Annotated in this window: 14 protein-coding genes and 1 other RNA gene; 10 read left to right on the forward strand and 5 right to left on the reverse strand. The window is 65.2% G+C overall.

Annotated features, from left to right (window positions below; translation table 11 throughout):
- Window positions 1–137: 137 nt before the first annotated feature.
- The 4 genes from V8U06_RS01815 to V8U06_RS01830 all read left to right on the forward strand — a co-directional run bounded on the left by V8U06_RS01815 (window position 138) and on the right by V8U06_RS01830 (window position 9,774).
- Window positions 138–1,313: an efflux RND transporter periplasmic adaptor subunit gene (locus V8U06_RS01815; RefSeq protein WP_427139259.1), complete on the forward strand. Its 1,176-nt coding sequence runs from the start codon at window positions 138–140 to the stop codon at window positions 1,311–1,313.
- Window positions 1,313–4,468, forward strand: coding sequence for an efflux RND transporter permease subunit (locus V8U06_RS01820; protein WP_427139260.1), 3,156 nt, complete (start codon window positions 1,313–1,315; stop codon window positions 4,466–4,468). The genes V8U06_RS01815 and V8U06_RS01820 overlap by 1 nt, the downstream gene beginning before the upstream one ends.
- 71 nt (window positions 4,469–4,539) lie before the next feature.
- Window positions 4,540–5,961, forward strand: coding sequence for an FAD-binding oxidoreductase (locus V8U06_RS01825; RefSeq protein ID WP_427139261.1), 1,422 nt, complete (start codon window positions 4,540–4,542; stop codon window positions 5,959–5,961).
- A gap of 42 nt (window positions 5,962–6,003) precedes the next feature.
- Window positions 6,004–9,774 carry an AsmA family protein gene (locus V8U06_RS01830; RefSeq protein ID WP_427139262.1) on the forward strand — a complete coding sequence of 1,257 codons (3,771 nt, stop codon included), beginning with the start codon at window positions 6,004–6,006 and terminating at the stop codon, window positions 9,772–9,774.
- 8 nt (window positions 9,775–9,782) lie between these two features.
- On the opposite strand, the gene V8U06_RS01835 is transcribed toward V8U06_RS01830, so the two are convergent.
- The 5 genes from V8U06_RS01835 to V8U06_RS01855 all read right to left on the reverse strand — a co-directional run bounded on the left by V8U06_RS01835 (window position 9,783) and on the right by V8U06_RS01855 (window position 12,625).
- Window positions 9,783–9,998: a ribbon-helix-helix domain-containing protein gene (locus tag V8U06_RS01835; protein ID WP_427139263.1), complete on the reverse strand. Its 216-nt coding sequence runs from the start codon at window positions 9,996–9,998 to the stop codon at window positions 9,783–9,785.
- Between the two features lie 69 nt (window positions 9,999–10,067).
- Entirely contained in the window at window positions 10,068–10,265 is a 198-nt protein-coding gene (locus V8U06_RS01840) for a DUF4169 family protein (protein WP_226918582.1), read from the reverse strand.
- An 8-nt stretch (window positions 10,266–10,273) separates the two neighbouring features.
- A complete protein-coding gene (locus tag V8U06_RS01845) occupies window positions 10,274–10,795 on the reverse strand; it encodes an SspB family protein (protein WP_427139264.1) in 522 nt (173 codons plus the stop codon).
- Between the two features lie 110 nt (window positions 10,796–10,905).
- Window positions 10,906–11,266, reverse strand: a transfer-messenger RNA (tmRNA) gene (gene ssrA, locus V8U06_RS01850).
- A gap of 30 nt (window positions 11,267–11,296) precedes the next feature.
- Complete coding sequence (locus V8U06_RS01855; protein WP_427139265.1) at window positions 11,297–12,625, reverse strand: putative bifunctional diguanylate cyclase/phosphodiesterase; 1,329 nt, start codon at window positions 12,623–12,625, stop codon at window positions 11,297–11,299.
- 236 nt (window positions 12,626–12,861) lie between these two features.
- Between V8U06_RS01855 and V8U06_RS01860 the strand changes: the two genes are divergently transcribed.
- The 6 genes from V8U06_RS01860 to V8U06_RS01885 all read left to right on the forward strand — a co-directional run bounded on the left by V8U06_RS01860 (window position 12,862) and on the right by V8U06_RS01885 (window position 17,006).
- Entirely contained in the window at window positions 12,862–13,173 is a 312-nt protein-coding gene (locus V8U06_RS01860) for a DUF2853 family protein (RefSeq protein ID WP_226918585.1), read from the forward strand.
- Between the two features lie 87 nt (window positions 13,174–13,260).
- Window positions 13,261–14,055: a thymidylate synthase gene (locus V8U06_RS01865; RefSeq protein ID WP_427139266.1), complete on the forward strand. Its 795-nt coding sequence runs from the start codon at window positions 13,261–13,263 to the stop codon at window positions 14,053–14,055.
- A 15-nt stretch (window positions 14,056–14,070) separates the two neighbouring features.
- Complete coding sequence (locus V8U06_RS01870) at window positions 14,071–14,589, forward strand: dihydrofolate reductase (protein ID WP_427139267.1); 519 nt, start codon at window positions 14,071–14,073, stop codon at window positions 14,587–14,589.
- A 158-nt stretch (window positions 14,590–14,747) separates the two neighbouring features.
- Window positions 14,748–15,869 carry an FtsH protease activity modulator HflK gene (gene hflK / locus V8U06_RS01875; protein WP_427139268.1) on the forward strand — a complete coding sequence of 374 codons (1,122 nt, stop codon included), beginning with the start codon at window positions 14,748–14,750 and terminating at the stop codon, window positions 15,867–15,869.
- Entirely contained in the window at window positions 15,869–16,807 is a 939-nt protein-coding gene (gene hflC / locus V8U06_RS01880; protein WP_427139269.1) for a protease modulator HflC, read from the forward strand. The genes hflK and hflC overlap by 1 nt, the downstream gene beginning before the upstream one ends.
- Window positions 16,808–16,817: 10 nt before the next feature.
- The gene (locus V8U06_RS01885) at window positions 16,818–17,006 is read left to right on the forward strand and encodes a DUF2065 domain-containing protein (RefSeq protein WP_427139270.1); all 189 of its coding nucleotides are present in this window, start codon (window positions 16,818–16,820) and stop codon (window positions 17,004–17,006) included.
- The last annotated feature ends 46 nt before the right edge of the window (window positions 17,007–17,052 follow it).

Raw genomic sequence — 17,052 nt, forward strand, 5'->3', positions numbered from 1 at the left:
GGTAACAAGACGGCCCGCCAATCTTACATTTCCGTAATGATCGGATTCTTTCATTGCCGGTTCATTTGCAAAGCGGGATACTTGTTCTATGTCGCGTGGCGTATCGCGACAGTTCGCTTCCATCGGAGAGAGAGTGCATGCGGGTTTGGAAACAGCTCCTCATCAGCCTTGGCGTCATTTCGGCCGGGGTCCTGCTTTGGGGACGCTTCGTGCCCGGGGCGAACGACATGCTGGAGGCCGCGGGCCTGCCGGACACGCTCGTCGCCGCCATCGCACCGGCCGGTGACGGCAGGGCGGAGGGCGGCAAGCCGGAAAACGGGCAGGGCGGCGGACGGCGCGGTAGCTTCGGCGGCGGCCCGGCGCTGGTCTCCACCAAGCCCGTCGCCATGGCCATCGTCAACGACCGGCTGAACGCCATCGGCGACGGCGAGGCGATCCGCACGGTGACGGTGACGCCCTATTCCACCGGCAACCTCACGGACGTCCTCGTCCAGTCCGGCGAAAGGGTGGAGCAGGGGCAGGTGATCGCCCGGCTCGACAGCGACGAGCAGAAGATCGCCGCCGACCAGGCGCGCGTCAGCCGCGAAAGCGCCGAGCAGAAGCTGAAGCGGGTCGAGAACCTGCGCTCCTCGATGAGCCTTGCCGATCTTCAGGACGCCCAGACCGCGCTGAAGGCGGCGGAGCTGGCCTTGCAGAATGCGGAACTGGCGCTGCGCCGGCGCGATATCACCGCGCCCTATGGCGGCGTGGTGGGCATCATCTCGGTCAATCCGGGCGATTATGTCACGACCTCATCGGCCATTGCGCGCATCGACGACCGGTCGGAAATCCTCGTCGACTACTGGGTGCCGGAACGCTTCGCCACGAGCGTGCGCGTCGGCGGCGAGGTAACGGCGACCGCGGTCGCCCGGCCGGGCGAAACCTTCACCGGCACGGTGCAGGCCATCGACAACCGCATCGATCAGGAAAGCCGGACGCTGCGCGTGCGCGCCCAGATCGCCAATCCCGAAGACCTGCTGCGCGCGGGCATGTCCTTCCAGGTCACCATGCGCTTTGCCGGCGACCTCTATCCGAGCGTCGATCCGCTCTCCGTGCAGTGGAGCACCGACGGTTCCTATATCTGGCGCGTGAAGGGCGAGAAGGTCGAGCGCGTGCCGGTCCATATCGTCCAGCGCAATCCCGACAAGGTGCTGGTCAAGGCCGACCTCGCCGAGGGCGACCAGATCGTCACGGAAGGGCTCCAGACGCTGCGCCCGGGCGGCGCGGTCCGTACCGCCGAGCAGCAGACGCCGGCCGTGACGGAGGGTTCGTGATGTCGGCGGAACCGACCGCGCTCAACGATACGGGCAAAGCGGGCTTTACCGCACTCTTCATCCGCCGTCCGATCTTCGCCCTCGTTCTCAACACGCTGATCGTCGTCGCCGGCCTTGCCGCCTTCAACGGCGTGGAAATTCGCGAACTGCCCTCCGTCGACCAGCCGGTCATCAGCGTCTCGACGAATTTCGACGGCGCCTCGCCGGAGACGGTGGACCGCGAGCTCACCGATGTCATCGAGGGCGCGGTTTCGCGCGTCCAGGGCATCAAGGATATTTCCTCCCAGTCCTCCTTCGGCCGCAGCCGCGTGACGCTGCAGTTCTCCGACACGACGGATGTCAACCAGGCCGCCAACGACGTGCGCGACGCGCTCGGCCGCGTGGCGAACCAGATTCCCGACGGCGCGGACGAACCGCGCGTCGTCAAGGCCGATGCCGACAGCCAGCCGATCATGCGGCTGGCGCTCACCTCCGACACGCAGTCGCTCGAAGACCTGACGCTGCTGGCCGAGAACGAGATCACCGACCGGCTGGCCTCCGTAGAGGGCGTCGCCGACGTCGCCGTCTATGGCGACCAGGAAAAGATCTTCCGTGTCGATGTCGACCAGTCGAAGCTCGCCGCGCGCGGCCTGACGGTCGCGGACCTGCGCAATGCGCTGGCGACCGCGGCCTTCGACGTGCCGGCCGGCTCGCTGAAGAGCCAGAGCCAGGACATCACGGTGCGCGCGACGGCCGATCTCGTGACGCCCGCCGACTTCGAGAACCTGATCCTGAAGAACCGCGTGCGGCTCGGCGACGTCGCCATGGTGACGCTGGGGCCGGACGAGGGCTCGACGGCGCTGCGCTCCAACGGCCGGCAGGGCATCGGCCTCGGCATCGTCCGCCAGGCGCAATCCAACACGCTCGATATTTCCGAGGGTGTGAAGCAGATGGTGGCGCGGCTCGGCGACGTGCTGCCCGAGGGCACGCAACTCAAGATCACCAGCGACGACGCCGTCTTCATCGACGGGGCCATCCATGAGGTGGAGATCGCGCTCGTTGTCGCCGTGCTCATCGTCACGCTCGTCATCTATCTCTTCCTGCTCGACTGGCGTGCGACGCTGATCCCGACGATCAGCATGCCGATCGCGCTGGTCGGCACCATCGCGGCCATCTACATGGCGGGCTTTTCCGTCAACATCCTCACGCTACTCGCCATCGTGCTGGCGACGGGCCTCGTGGTGGACGACGCCATCGTGGTGCTGGAGAATATCGTGCGCCGCCGCGCCGAAGGCCTGAAGCCGCGCGCCGCCGCCATCCTCGGCACGCTCGAAGTGTTCTTCGCCGTCATCGCGACCACGGCGACGCTTGCCGCCGTTTTCGTGCCGCTCTCCTTCCTGCCCGGACAGGCGGGCCGGCTGTTCCGCGAGTTCGGCTTCGTGCTGGCCTTCGCCGTGCTGCTCTCCTCCTTCGTGGCGCTGACGCTCTGCCCGATGCTCGCCTCGCGCCTGCTGACGAAGGAGATGAAGCACGAACATACCGGCATCCTCGCCCGCATCGGCGGGGCGGCCTCGCGCTTCTACCGTTCGACGCTCAGCGCCTGCCTCGGCGCGCCCGTCATCGTCTTCCTGGCCGCCGTGCTCTTCACCGCTGCCGGCGCGACATCCTTCTTCACCATCAAGTCCGAGCTGACGCCGAGCGAGGACCGCTCCATGGTGATGCTGCGCGTGAACGCGCCGCAGGGCGTGTCGCTGGAATATGCGCAGGACCAGATGAAGCTGGTGGAAAACAAGCTGCGTCCGCTCTACGACAGCGGCGAGATCGTCAACATCTTCTCGATCTCCGGGCAGGGCGGTTCGACCAACAGCGGCTTCATGGTGCTGACGCTGGCGCCCTGGAGCGAGCGTGACCGCACGCAGCAGGATATCGTGCAGGACATCAACAAGGCCGTGGCCACCGTTCCCTCGGTGCGCACCTTCGCCATGCAGCCGAACAGCCTCGGCATTCGCGGCGCGGGCAACGGTCTTCAGGTGGCGCTGGTCGGCAACGACTATACCAAGCTTGGCAATGCCGCCGCCGAACTCGTGCGCAAGATCGAGGACAGCGGCCGCTTCCAGAACGTGCGCCTCAACTACGAGGCCAACCAGGCGCAGCTTTCCGTGACCGTGGACCGCGAGCGCGCGGCCGATCTCGGCATCGACATTACGGGCCTTTCCGCCGCCCTGCAGGCCATGCTGGAGGGAACCAGCGTCGTCGACATCTATGTGGAAGGGCAGGCCTATCCGGTCAAACTCTCCTCCACCACGACGCCGATCAACGATCCGATGGATCTGGAAAACATCTTCCTGAAGACGGGCGACGGCAAGATCGTGCCGATGTCCTCCATCGCCACGCTCGAGGAAAAGGCCGTCGCGCCGCAGCTTTCGCGCGAGCAGCAACTGCGCGCCGTGTCGCTTTCGGCTGGACTGAAGGACGGGCTGGCGCTTGGCGATGCGCTGAAGATGGTGCAGGAGATGGCAGCGCCCCTGCTGCCCGAGGGCTCGCGCCTGATGCCGATGGCGGAAGCCGCGACGCTGCAGGAGAATTCGAGCGGCCTCTTCATCACCTTCGGCTTCGCCATCGCCATCATCTTTCTGGTGCTGGCGGCGCAGTTCGAGAGCTTCGTCAGCGCGGTCATCATCATGGTGACGGTGCCGCTCGGTCTTGCCTGCGCCGTCTTCGCGATGATCGTGACGGGCACGACACTCAACATCTACAGCCAGATCGGCCTCGTGCTGCTGGTCGGCATCATGGCGAAGAACGGCATCCTCATCGTCGAATTCGCCAACCAGCTTCGCGACCGTGGGCAGGACATCCGCAGCGCCATCGAGAATGCGGCCAATATCCGCCTGCGTCCGGTGCTTATGACGATGATCGCCACCGTCGTCGGCGCTGTGCCGCTGGTGCTGGCGAGTGGGGCAGGCGCGGAAGCGCGCATTTCGCTCGGCTGGGTGCTGGTCGGCGGTCTCGGCCTTGCCACCGTCGTCACGCTCTACCTGACGCCGGTCGCCTATCTCGCCATCGCCCGCTTCACCAGCCCGCATGCGGACGAGGAAAAGCGGCTCGCCGCCGAACTCCAGCATGCCGAGACCCTGGCGCGGCGCGAAGACGAGGCCCTGCCGCTGGCGGCGGAGTGATTGCCAGAATTGCCGCTGGACAGCCGGGCGGCAATTTGCTGAGTAAACCTCGCAAGAAGTGAGGTGCGACGATGGCATTGGCGGATATCAGGAACGGCGCGCGCAATGAGACGGGGATTGCCGAGGCACTGGCGCAGCTTTCCGAGCGTTTCGGCCCGCGCTTCCAGACCGGCGAGGCGATCCGCGCCCAGCATGCGCATACCACGACCTATATTCCTGCCCAGTTGCCCGACGGTGTCGTCTTCGTGGAAAATGCCGCGGAAGTTCAGGCCGTGGTGCAGACATGCGCCGCGCTGAAGGTGCCGGTCATTCCCTTCGGCACGGGCTCGTCGCTGGAAGGGCAGGTCAATGCGCCCGAGGGTGGCATTTCCGTCGATTTCAGCACCATGAAGCGGGTGCTGGAGGTCAATGCCGAGGATCTCGACTGTACGGTCGAGCCCGGCATCACCCGCGAAGAGCTGAACGTCTATCTGCGTGACACCGGCCTTTTCTTCCCGATCGATCCCGGCGCCAATGCCTCGATCGGCGGCATGGCCTCCACACGCGCCTCCGGCACCAATGCCGTGCGTTACGGCACGATGAAGGACAATGTGCTTTCGGTGACGGCCGTGACGGCGGGCGGCGAGGAAATCCGCACCGCCCATCGCGCGCGCAAATCCTCCGCCGGCTACGATCTCACCCGCCTCTTCGTCGGCGCCGAGGGCACGCTCGGCGTGCTGACGTCGATCACGCTGCGCCTCCAGGGGATTCCCGCCGTTATCGCCGGCGGCATCTGCGGTTTCCCGAGCCTCAAGGACGCGTGCAATGCCGTCATCATGACGATCCAGCTCGGCATTCCTGTCGCCCGTATCGAATTGCTCAACACGCTGCAGATCAAGGCCTGCAACGCCTATTCCGGCCTCACCCTGCCGGAGCAGCCGACGCTCTTCGTCGAGTTTCACGGCAACGAGGAGAGCGTGCGGCTGCAGTCGGAGGAGTTCGGCGCGATTGCCGCGGATTGCGGCGGCGGCGCGTTCAGCTGGAGTGCGGATGCCGACGAGCGGGCGAAGCTCTGGAAGGCGCGGCACAATGTCTACTGGGCCTCGAAGGCGTTGCGCCCCGGCTATGAGGCCATTGCCACGGATGTCTGCGTGCCGATCTCGCGGCTGGCCGACTGCGTGGCGGCGACAGAGCAGGACATCGAGGAACACGGCCTGCTCGCGCCCATCGTCGGCCATGCCGGCGACGGCAATTTCCATGTCTGCGTCGTCTTCGACGACAAGGACGCCGCGCAGATCGCCATGGTCGAGGCTTTCGTCTCACGGCTCAATGCGAGGGCGCTCGCCATGGACGGCACCTGCACGGGCGAACACGGCATCGGCCAGGGCAAGCAGGCCTTCCTGCCGCGCGAACTCGGCGGCTCGGTGGAGTTGATGCGGCAGATCAAGCGGGCGCTCGACCCCGACAACATCATGAACCCCGGCAAGATTTTTTCGGCCGCCCCGGCGCAATAGGCGTTATGCTGGTGGAATTGAACGGAATTCGAGGCATGCGGCGTGCTTTCTAGGATCATGCTCTTCGTCGGCGGCGTGGTGGTCGTGGCGCTCTTCGTGGCGCTGCTTGCGCCGCTCTTCGTCGACTGGACCAGCTTCCGGCAGGATTTCGAGCGTGAGGCGAGCCGCATCATGGGCCGTCCCGTCACCGTGCATGGCAGCGTCGACGCCCGCCTGATCCCGTTCCCCTCCGTGACGTTGAGCGACGTGCGCGTCGGCTCGCCCGAGGACGGCAAGCCGCTGGTCGAGGTGGCGCGCTTCTCGATGGATGCGGAACTTGCGCCGTTCCTTTCCGGCGAGGCGCTGATCTTCGACATGCGCATCGAGGAGCCGAAGGCGCGCATCAAGCTTTTCGAGGACGGCACGCTGGACTGGGCGAAGGGCCGCAAGTCCGACATTCCGGCCCGCACCGTCATCCTCGAAAACGTCACCATTTCCGGCGGCGAAATCGCCTTCGTCGACGAGCAGACCGGCCGCACGCGCCATGTCACGGGTCTCGATGCGCAGGTTTCGGCCAAGTCTCTCGGCGGGCCCTGGCGCATCGAGGGGCGGGGGGCGCTCGATGGTGAAAGCGGCGCGTTCCAGCTTTCCAGCGGACAGGTGGAGAACGACGCACTGTCGCTGCGCGCCCGCATCGTGCCGGACAAACTGTCCTTTACTGCCGATCTCGACGGTGCGCTCAAGGTGGTCGATTTCCGGCCGCAATATCAGGGTGGCTTCACCGTTTCGGAAAAGCCGCGCGCGAAGGGTGAGGCGGCGGCCGATCCGATCCGCGTCGCCGGCAAGTTCGAATTGTCCAACGAGCGGGTCCGCATTCCCGAATACCGGCTGGAAGCCGGTCCGCATGACGATCCCTATGTGGTGACGGGCGAGGCGACGCTGGATACCGGCCGCGCGCCGGAATTCCTGCTGATTGCCGACGGTCAGCAAATCGATGTCAACCGCATCGGCAATAGCGGCGAAGGTGGCAAGACGGGCCGCAACCCGCAGGTTTCCGCCCGCCAGCGCCTGCAGGCGCTGCTGGCCATCGCCGCCGATATCCCCATTCCGCAGGTGCCGGGGCGGGCGAGCCTCTTTCTGCCGGCCGTAGTGGTCGGCGACACGACGGTGCGGGAAATCCGGCTGGACGTGAAGCCGGACGGCGACGGCTGGCGGATCGACCGGGCCGATGCGCTGCTGCCCGGCCGCACCGCGCTGGAGGCCAAGGGACGGCTGACGCTGCGGGAAAACCGCGGCTTTGTCGGCGATCTGCTGATCGCCTCCAACCAGCCCTCGGGGCTCGCGACCTGGCTTGCCGGCTCCGTCGATCCGGAAATCCGCAAGCTGAAGACGGCGGGTTTTTCCGCGCAGGTGAACCTGACGGACGATCTGCAGCGTTTTGAAAATCTCGAAGTGGCGGTCGGCGCCGCGGCGCTGACGGGCCGGCTGGAGCGCGAATCCCGCGCGGGCACGGCCCCGACGCTTTCGCTGCAACTGCGCGGCAACGAAGTGGCGCTGGAATCGCTGCAGGCTCTCGTCGGTCTCGTGGCGGGCGATGCGTCGCTTTCCTCCGTGCTCGAACATTCCATCGCGCTCGATCTCAAGGTCGACCAGTTACTGGCCTTCGGCGAGACGGCCCATGGCGTCAATGCCGTCCTCTCGGCGAAGGACGGACTTCTGACCCTCAGCCGCCTGACGGTCGCTTCGCTGGAAGGCGCGGCCCTGTCGGCCAGCGGCACGCTCGGCGGCTCGCTGCTGGAGCCGAGTGGGGGGCTCGACCTGACGCTGAAGGCGGCGGCGATGCGGCCGGTGGCGGATCTTCTGGCCCGGCATCTGCCGGCCCATCCGCTGCTTGCCGGGTTCGTTGCCAATGCCGGCTACTACGACAATGCAGACCTCTCCCTCCATGCCAGCGTGGGCGAGGGCGACGGTCCGGCGAGCGTCACGCTCAAGGGGCCGGTCAATGACGGACGGGTCGAGTTGACGCTGTCGGCCGCTTCGCCGGCCGCGCTCCTGCAAGGCGGGGCCTTCGAACTGGAGGGGAGCCTTTTCAATCCCCAGTCCGTGGTGCTGGCGGGGCAGATCGGGCTCGACCCTCTGCCCTTCGACGCCGATCCGGATGGCAGCGTCACGCTTCGCGTGAGCCAACCGGAAGAGGGGGCGGCCACCGTTTCCGCCGCCTTCAACGCAGGCAGCACGTCGATTTCGGCCAAGGGCACGGCCGCGCTGGCCGCGGGCGATTTCCTCTCCGGCACGCTGGCGCTTTCGGCAAAGAGCGACGATATCGAACCCTATCTGATGATGAACGGCATCGCCGTGCCGCAGGCCGGCGCCGGCCTGCCGCTGACGCTGGAGGCGTCCGTGGCGACAAGTGCCGCTGCCGTTGCGATCAGCGACATTGCCGGCACGGCCGACCGTAACGCCTTCTCCGGTACGCTGACGCTCGACCGCACCGCACCGGTGCTGAAAGGCACGGGCGCATTGCGCTTCGATACGGTCGACTTCCCCTTCCTCGCCGAAGCGATCGCCGGGCCTGTCACCGATATCGTCGAGGGCGGCTTGAACGCTGCGCCGTTGGTGCAGCCGATTCAGGATGCGGCCGACGTGACTGTCGCCCTGGAGGCGGGCGCCTTCTGGCCCGGCCTTTATGGCGCGGTGGAAGGGTTCAAGGGCAATCTCGCCTGGAAGGGCGGTGAACTGACGCTGACCGAGATGTCGGGCGATTGGCTCGGCGGCAAGGTTTCGGGCCGCCTCAAGATCGCCAATGCGGAAGAGAACGGGCTTTTCGAGGCACGCGCCGCGCTTTCGGGGGCGGACCTGTCGCGGATCGTCTGGGGCAATCCGGCCGTTGCCGACGGCAAGGCGGATGTAACGCTTGCCGTCGACGCATCGGGCAAGAGCGTGCGCGCCATGGTCGAAGGCGCGAGCGGTTCGGGCGAGGCGCGGATAGCCGATTTCCGCGTGCGCGGGCTCGATACGGGCGCGCTGCCGACGCTCCTCGCCGCGGCGGACCGGATTGAAGGCGACATCACGCCCGAACGGGTGAAGGACTTTGCGGCCGATGCTGTTCTCAAGGGCGAGGCTGCCCTGGGCGCGGTGCGCATTCCCTTCGCCCTGGCGGGCGGCAAGCTGCGCGTCCAGAGCGTGGCGGCGGAGGACGACAAGGTGGCGCTTTCCGGCGACGCGGATATCGATCTTGCCGGCGACACCATGACCGGCCGGCTCGCCGTCATCTACAAGGCCGGCGAGGCGGCGCTGGCAGGGGCGGAGCCGGAAGTGGTGCTCGGCTATCGCGGCCTCGTGGAGGCGCCCGGCTTTGCGTTCGACGTTCAGCCGCTTGCAAACTATCTGTCGCTCCGCCGTTTCGAGACGGAGCGCCGGCGCGTGGAAACCTTGCAGGCAAATGTGCTGGAGAAGCAGCGCCTTCGGCGCGAAGCTGCGCTCTATCGTTCGCGTGCCGAAGCCCGTGCGGCAGAGGCCGAGGCCATGCGGCTGCAGATGGAGGAGGAACACCGCCGGCGGGACGCCGCGCGCGCGCGCGCCGAGGCGGAGCGTTCCACCCGCGCGGCGGCGGAAGAGGCCGAGCGCGCCAAGCGCAAGGCCGCCGATGATGCGCTCGCCACGATGGAGGCGCAGGAGGAGGCGCGCCGGCTTGCCGAGCAGCGGGCAGCGGAAGAGGCAAAGAAACGCCGCCTGCCGGTGTCGCCCGAGGAGGGCGTCGAGCGCGGCGGCGAACTGCCGCCCGTCGACAGCGGGCAAAACCTGGATTTCAACACCTTGCCCGGCGTCAATTAGCCCGTTCGTCAGCGGGCCTTCTGTTTCAGCCAGTCCAGCACATGAAGCCGCAGCGCCGAGGAGAGATTGCCCTCGACGCCGCGGGCATCGTCGATCTCGCGCAGGAGCGCGGCCAGCGGCAGGCCGCGGGCCTCGGCTATGGCTTTCAGTTCGTCATGGAAGGCGGGTTCGAGCGAAAAGCTCGTGCGGTGGCCATGCAGTGTCGTGGAGTATTTGCGGATCATGCCATCCTCAGGCACCGATGGAGGCGGCTGGCAGATCGAATCCGATTCTGCCGGCAAGTCCTTGAAGGATCAGTCCTTCGTCTCGTCGGGCCGCTCGAGGCGGCCCTGATCGAGCGTCTTTTCCGCTTTCTCGTTGAGCGCGCGCGTCAGCGTCTTCTCCGCCTTCGTGCGACCGAAGGCGATGCGGTTCTGCTCGGCCTGCTTCTCCTTGTCGGAGCGGACCTTCTGCTTGCGGAACTGGCGAAGATTGACGACGTCGCCGCTCATGGCCGCGCTCAGTTCTTCTTGCGGAAGGAATCGAGCGAGACGACCGAGCCGCCCTTGTTGTTGTCGTCGCCGCCGGTGGTCGGCGGGGTCGGCTCGTCGGAGGGGTCCTCGGCCTTTTCGGTCGCGGCGGGGTAGGCCGTGATCTCGGCCGAATGGTCCTCTTCCTCAGCGGCCGGCACGTCGAATTCCAGTTCGAAACTGACGGACGGGTCGTAGAAGCCGCGGATGGCATTGAACGGAATGACGAGCTTTTCCGGCGTATCGGAGAAGGAAAGGCCGATCTCGAACAGGCTCTCGGTGACCTTCAGATCCCAGAACTGGTGCTGGACGACGATGGTCATCTGCTCGGCGTACTTGGCCTTGAGGTGCTGCGAGATGCGCACGCCCGGAGCATTGGTGAGGAAGGTGATGAAGAAATGGTGCTCGCCGGGCAGATGGCCCGTGACGGCAACTTCGGACAGAACCTTGCGAATGACGCTGCGCAGCGCGTCCTGGGCGAGAATGTCGTAGCGAATGTGGTCTTGCGCCATCCGTTCCTGTCTTTCTTCCTGCCTTTGTATTCAGGCATTCTTCGGTCATCTCATGCCTTCCGGCACGAGTCATCTGGCACAGCTATAGACCATTTCAAGAGATTGGAGAAGGTGAAGGCTTCTGTTGCCAGGTGCCTTCGGACCCCGCCTGCCGGTGCGACCCGTCAGGACTTTGAGTGAAGTGTCACACCGCGATTAAGCAGCGAGACGAGCTTCCGCATAGTTGTCGTTTGCAACTACAAGTTTAGCCCGATAACGGTGGTACAATGCCGAGCAAAAAGTCGATCTTTACGCCCTTGTCGATCCTATTTCGCCCCCATCAAAAGCCGGTCCGCCGAAGATGACCGGTTTTTGGTGGAGGCGCCGGGTACCGCCCCCGGGTCCAATGGGTTTATTACACCGCCCGTTTATTGCCATAGCTGCCGAAGCAGCACTTCACATATAGGCATTCCCGCCGCGCAAGAAAAGGGCTTTGTGACAGGGATTTTTCGGCCTGTCCGCTCAGGCGCTTTCGGCAAGCGGCGGAGCCTCGTTCGCCGATCGGCTCTGGAATTCGGCTAAGGGAACGGGGCGGCCGAAATAATAACCCTGGAAGATGGTGCAGCCGAAGGATTGCAGGAGCAGCAACTGCTCCTTCGTCTCGATGCCCTCGGCGACGACGGAAAATTCCAGCATGCGCGCAATGTCGAAGATGCTCTTCAGCAGGATGCGGTTACGCTTGCTGTCGGGGGCTTCCTGCACGAAGGAGCGGTCGATCTTGATCTCATGGATCGGCAGGCGGCGCAGGTGGCTGAGCGAGGAGTAGCCGGTGCCGAAATCGTCGAGCGAGATGGTGATGCCGGCGGCGCGCAGCGCCCGCATCTTTTCCACGATGACGTCGACATCCGTCGCCATCATGCTTTCGGTAAGCTCCAGCTTGAGACGGGTCGCATCCAGTTCGCGCGCCGCGATGCGAGCCAAGATGGTGTCGACGAAGTCGGCCTTCATGAACTGGTCGACGCTGACATTGACCGACAGTTTCAGGTGACGCGTGGCTTCGTCCTGCTGCCAGAAGGCAAGGGTGCGGCAGGCCTCGTTCAGCACCCAGTCGCCGATGACGGGCATCAGGCCGGCCTGTTCTGCGGCGGGAATGAAATCGGCCGGCGAAATATAGCCGCCGCCCGGCCGCCGGCGGCGCAGCAGGGCTTCGGCCCCCGTCGTGCGGCCGGTTTCGTCCACCTGCGGCTGGTAGAACAGTTCGAACTCGCGGTTCGTGAGGGCCGCCTTGATGTCGCGCGCCTGGTCGAAGTTCAGGGCGAATTTCAATTGCATCACATAGATGCCGCCGCACAAGAGGGCGACGGCGATGATCGCGTTGACCCAGGTGCCGAAGGTGCGGAACTCGTCGGCGATCGGCTGGGCGAACGGCGCGGCGGCGTGCGTGCTGGCGAAGACCACGAAGGCGAGGAGGCACGAGACGATGACGGCAAGCTGCAGGCGCGAGCGCTCCCTCTGGTAATTGATGTAGCCGAGCAGCGCCAGGACCAGAAGGAAGAGATGCGTCACGCGCGGCGCCGCCAGGTTCGGGACGTCGAAGATGAGGCAGAAGACCAGGATGATGAGCAGAAAGGAGACCTGCGAGAAGAGCAGGGCCGCCGAAAGCTGGCGCCGGTGCGCCAGAAGGAAGCTCATGAGGGCGACGGAGATGACGGCGACATCGACGGCGACAAGGGCCCAGGCCTGTCGGAACGCAAAGAACACACCCCAGCCGAACGCCATCGCGGCCACGGCCAGGGAGGCTGCGCTGTAGGCCAGCCAGAATCGCTGCGATTGGTCCTCGGTCTGTCTCACCTGCCGTTACCGCCGTTGCGCGCGGCCTTTCTACCGTCGACCGCAGGATACACCTTTACGTGGTATTCCTTCAGAAAGTACAAAAATGCGGCTGCAAATCCCGCCAATGCGGCAGATCATCTTTCCCGGCGGGCGAGGCATTTATTAGTGCTTGACTTGCCCTCCCGGCGTGAAAAACATTGCCGTGCGGCAGGACCCCATGATGGCGGCGGCCCAGTGACCATAGAGGAGAGACCATGACTGACTATCTCGCAGATGTCCGCAAGTATGACAGCGGTGCGGACGAGGCCATCGTCAAGAAGATCGTGAGCCATCTCGGCATCGCGCTGCGCAACCGCGACTCCTCGCTCGTCTCCTGCTCCGACCCGGCCGAACTCGACCGCGTGAAGGAAAAGTGGTGCGCCAAGAAGTTCGGCATCACGGGCGAGGCCGCCGACAAGGCCGTCGAAGCCGTCTGCAAGGCCATGGCCGACGATCGCTCGAAGTCGCGCGTGACCTTCTACTACCTCACCGCCAAGGAACTCGGAAAGCTCAGCGCGCTCGCCTGAGGAAAGCCGGGAAAATCCCATTTCATGCTTTGGCCGCCGCCGCTCTCGCTCTAATATATTACGCTGGACAACGAATCGGCGGCGACCATGCAGCAGTATCTCGACCTTCTCGCCCATGTGATGGAAAACGGCTCCGACCGGGGAGACCGGACGGGCACTGGCACGCGCGGCGTCTTCGGCTACCAGATGCGCTTCGACCTTTCCGAAGGTTTCCCGGTGCTGACCACCAAGAAGCTGCACCTGCGCTCCATCATCCATGAACTGCTGTGGTTCCTGAAGGGCGACACGAACATCGCCTATCTCCACGACAACGGCGTCACCATCTGGGACGAATGGGCCGATGCGCAGGGCGAACTCGGCCCCGTCTACGGCTATCAGTGGCGCTCCTGGCCGACCCATGACGGCCGCCATCTCGACCAGATCGTCGCCGTGCTCGACAGCATCCAGCGCAACCCAAATTCGCGCCGCCATATCGTTTCGGCCTGGAACCCCGCGCTGGTCGACGAGATGGCGCTGCCGCCCTGCCACTGCCTGTTCCAGTTCTATGTGGCGGATGGAAAACTTTCCTGCCAGCTCTACCAGCGTTCGGCGGATATCTTCCTGGGTGTGCCCTTCAACATCGCCTCCTATGCGCTCCTGACCATGATGGTGGCGCAGGCGACAGGGCTGCAGCCGGGCGATTTCGTGCACACGCTGGGCGACGCACACATCTACTCCAACCATTTCGAGCAGGCGCGCCTGCAATTGACGCGCAAGCCGAAGCCGCTTCCCTTCATGAAGCTCAACCCCGATGTGAAGGACCTTTTCTCCTTCAAATTCGAGGACTTCACCCTGATCGGCTATGAAGCCGATTCAAACATCAAGGCGCCCATCGCCGTCTGATTTCCGGGACATTCCATGACCGAAGCCAAGATCGTTCTCGTCGTGGCCGTTGCCGACAACGGCGTCATCGGCCGCGACGGCGACCTGCCGTGGCGCCTGCCATCGGACCTGAAGCGCTTCAAGCAGCTGACGCTCGGCAAGCCGGTGCTGATGGGCCGCAAGACCTGGGATTCGATCGGCAGGCCGCTGCCCGGCCGTCCGAACATCGTCATCACCCGCGATGCCGCCTTTGCCGCCGCCGGTGCGACGGTCGTCTCCTCGCTGGACGAGGCCATCGCGGTCGCCCGGCGCGAGGCGGAAACGCTTGGCGTCGACGAGATCTGCGTCATCGGCGGGGGGCAGATCTATGCGCAGGCTTTCGATCGGGCGGACATCCTGCATGTCACCCATGTCGAGGCGGCGGTCGAGGGCGACACGCGCTTTCCCGCGATCGATCCCGATCTCTTCGAGAAGGTCGTCGAAGAGCCCATCCCGCAGGGCGAGAAGGACAGTCATGCCATGCGCTTCATCACCTGGCGGCGCAAACCTGCCTAAATCACCCTGATCACGAACTATTTTGCCGCACGAGGCTGCAAGATCACGCGGATTTGTTGAAAGCGGCCGGAGGGATACCTATAACGGGTTCACTTCGCGTTGCGCGGCGAAACATACCGCGAAATGCGGCCTGTGGGGATTTAAAGAAAGAGGTATTGATGCCCTGGAGCAATCAGAATGGCGGCGGCGGCCCTTGGGGCGGCGGCGGCGGTGGAAACAATCAGGGGCCATGGGGGCAGGGACCGAACCGCCCCCGCGGCGGCGGCGGCGGCAATGGCGGCCCACCGGACCTTGAGGACATCATCCGGCGCGGCCAGGACCAGCTCAAGAACGTCATGCCCGGCGGCTTCAACGGTGGCGTGGTGGTCATCGCCCTGCTGCTCATCGGCGTCTTCTGGCTGATGAACGCCATCTACACCGTCCAGCCGGACGAGCGCGGCGTCGAACTGCGCTTCGGCAAGCCGAAGCAGGAAGTCTCCATGCCCGGCCTGCACTTCCATCTCTGGCCGCTGGAAACCGTGGAACTCGTCAAGATCACCGAGCAGCAGCAGAATATCGGCCGCCGCGCGGCATCGTCGAATTCCGACAGCTCCGGCCTGATGCTGACGGGCGACCAGAACATCGTCAACGTGCAGTTCTCGGTGCTCTATTCGGTCACCGACCCGCAGTCCTACCTCTTCAACCTCGAGTATCCGGCCGAGACGCTGCAGCAGGTTTCCGAAAGCGCCATGCGCGAAGTCGTCGGCCGCCGTCCGGCCCAGGACATCTTCCGCGACAACCGCCAGGCGATTGCCGAGGGCGTGAAGACGACGATCCAGGCCACCATGGACGCCTATGGCGCCGGCATCTCGATCAACACCGTCGCCATCGAGGATGCGGCCCCGCCGCGCGAAGTCGCAGATGCCTTCGACGAAGTGCAGCGCGCCGAGCAGGACGAGGACCGCTTCGTCGAGGAAGCCAACCAGTACGCCAACCAGAAGCTCGGTCTTGCCCGCGGTCAGTCCGCGCAGATCCGCGAAGAGGCGGCGGCCTACAAGGACCGCGTCGTCAAGGAAGCGGAAGGTGAGGCGGCCCGCTTCCTCTCCATCTACGAGCAGTACAAGGTGGCCCCCGACGTCACCCGCAAGCGTCTCTTCCTTGAAACCATGGAAGACGTGATGAAGAGCTCGAAGAAGGTCATCATCGACGAGAAGCAGAACGGACAGGGCGTGGTTCCCTTCCTTCCCCTCAACGAACTCGGCCGGGCGACCGGCCAGCAGCAGGCGGGAGGCACGCAGTAATGGGCAACCGTATCCCATCCATCCTGATCGCCCTCGGCGTTCTTCTCTTCATCGCCTATTCCTCGGTGTTCGTCGTCAACGAGCGCCAGCAGGCCATCGTCATCCGCTTCGGCCAGATCCAGGACGTCAAGTCCGAGCCCGGTCTCTACTTCAAGCTGCCCTTCGGCTTCATGGATGCCGACAGCGTGCAGTACATCCAGGACCAGGCGCTGCGCTTCGATCTTGACGACATTCGCGTCCAGGTCTCGGGCGGCAAGTTCTACGAGGTCGATGCCTTCGTGGTCTACAAGATCACCGACGCCCGCCGCTTCCGCGAAGCGGTGTCGGGCGACCGGGAATCGGCGGAAGCCCGCCTGCGTACCCGCCTCGATGCGGCGCTGCGCCGGGTCTACGGTCTGCGCGGCTTTGAATCGGCGCTTTCGGAAGAGCGTGCCTCGATGATGCGGGAAGTGCGCGGCGAGCTGTCGAACGACGCCTCGAACCTCGGCCTCACCATCTCCGACGTGCGCATCCGCCGTACGGACCTCACGCAGGAAGTCTCGCAGCAGACCTACGACCGCATGAAGGCCGAACGTCTTGCCGAAGCCGAACTCATCCGCGCCCGCGGTAACGAGGAAGGCCAGCGTCGCCGCGCCATCGCCGACCGCCAGGTCGTCGAGTTCGTCGCGGCCGCCCAGCGCGATTCGGAAATCCTGCGCGGTGAGGGCGACGGGGAACGCAACCGCGTCTTCGGCGAAGCCTTCTCGCAGGATCCGGCTTTCTTCGACTTCTACCGGTCGATGAACGCCTACCGGAACTCGCTGAACTCGTCCGACACGACGCTGGTCCTGTCGCCGCAGTCGGAGTTCTTCCGCTACTTCGAGGACGCTGCCGGCTCCAAGCCCGTGACCACGGGCACGACGGACGGCACGGCCACGACGCCGTCGACGGCAAATTGAGAACGTTTCCGTGTCCGATTTCCTGACGGGGATCGCGTTCTTCCTGATCATCGAGGGGCTGGTGTACGCACTGGCCCCTTCGGCTTTGAAGCGCATGGCGGCGCTGCTGCCGCAGATGCCGGAAGGCCAGTTGCGCACCTCCGGGCTTGCCGCCGTGGCTTTCGGCGTGCTGATGGTCTGGTTCATTCGCGGCGGCTGAACCCGGCTCTTGCGACCGGCGGCGAAGACGGGCAAGACTTCGCATC

Source organism: Shinella sp. G-2 (assembly GCF_050172695.1).
Classification (GTDB): Bacteria; Pseudomonadota; Alphaproteobacteria; order Rhizobiales; family Rhizobiaceae; genus Shinella.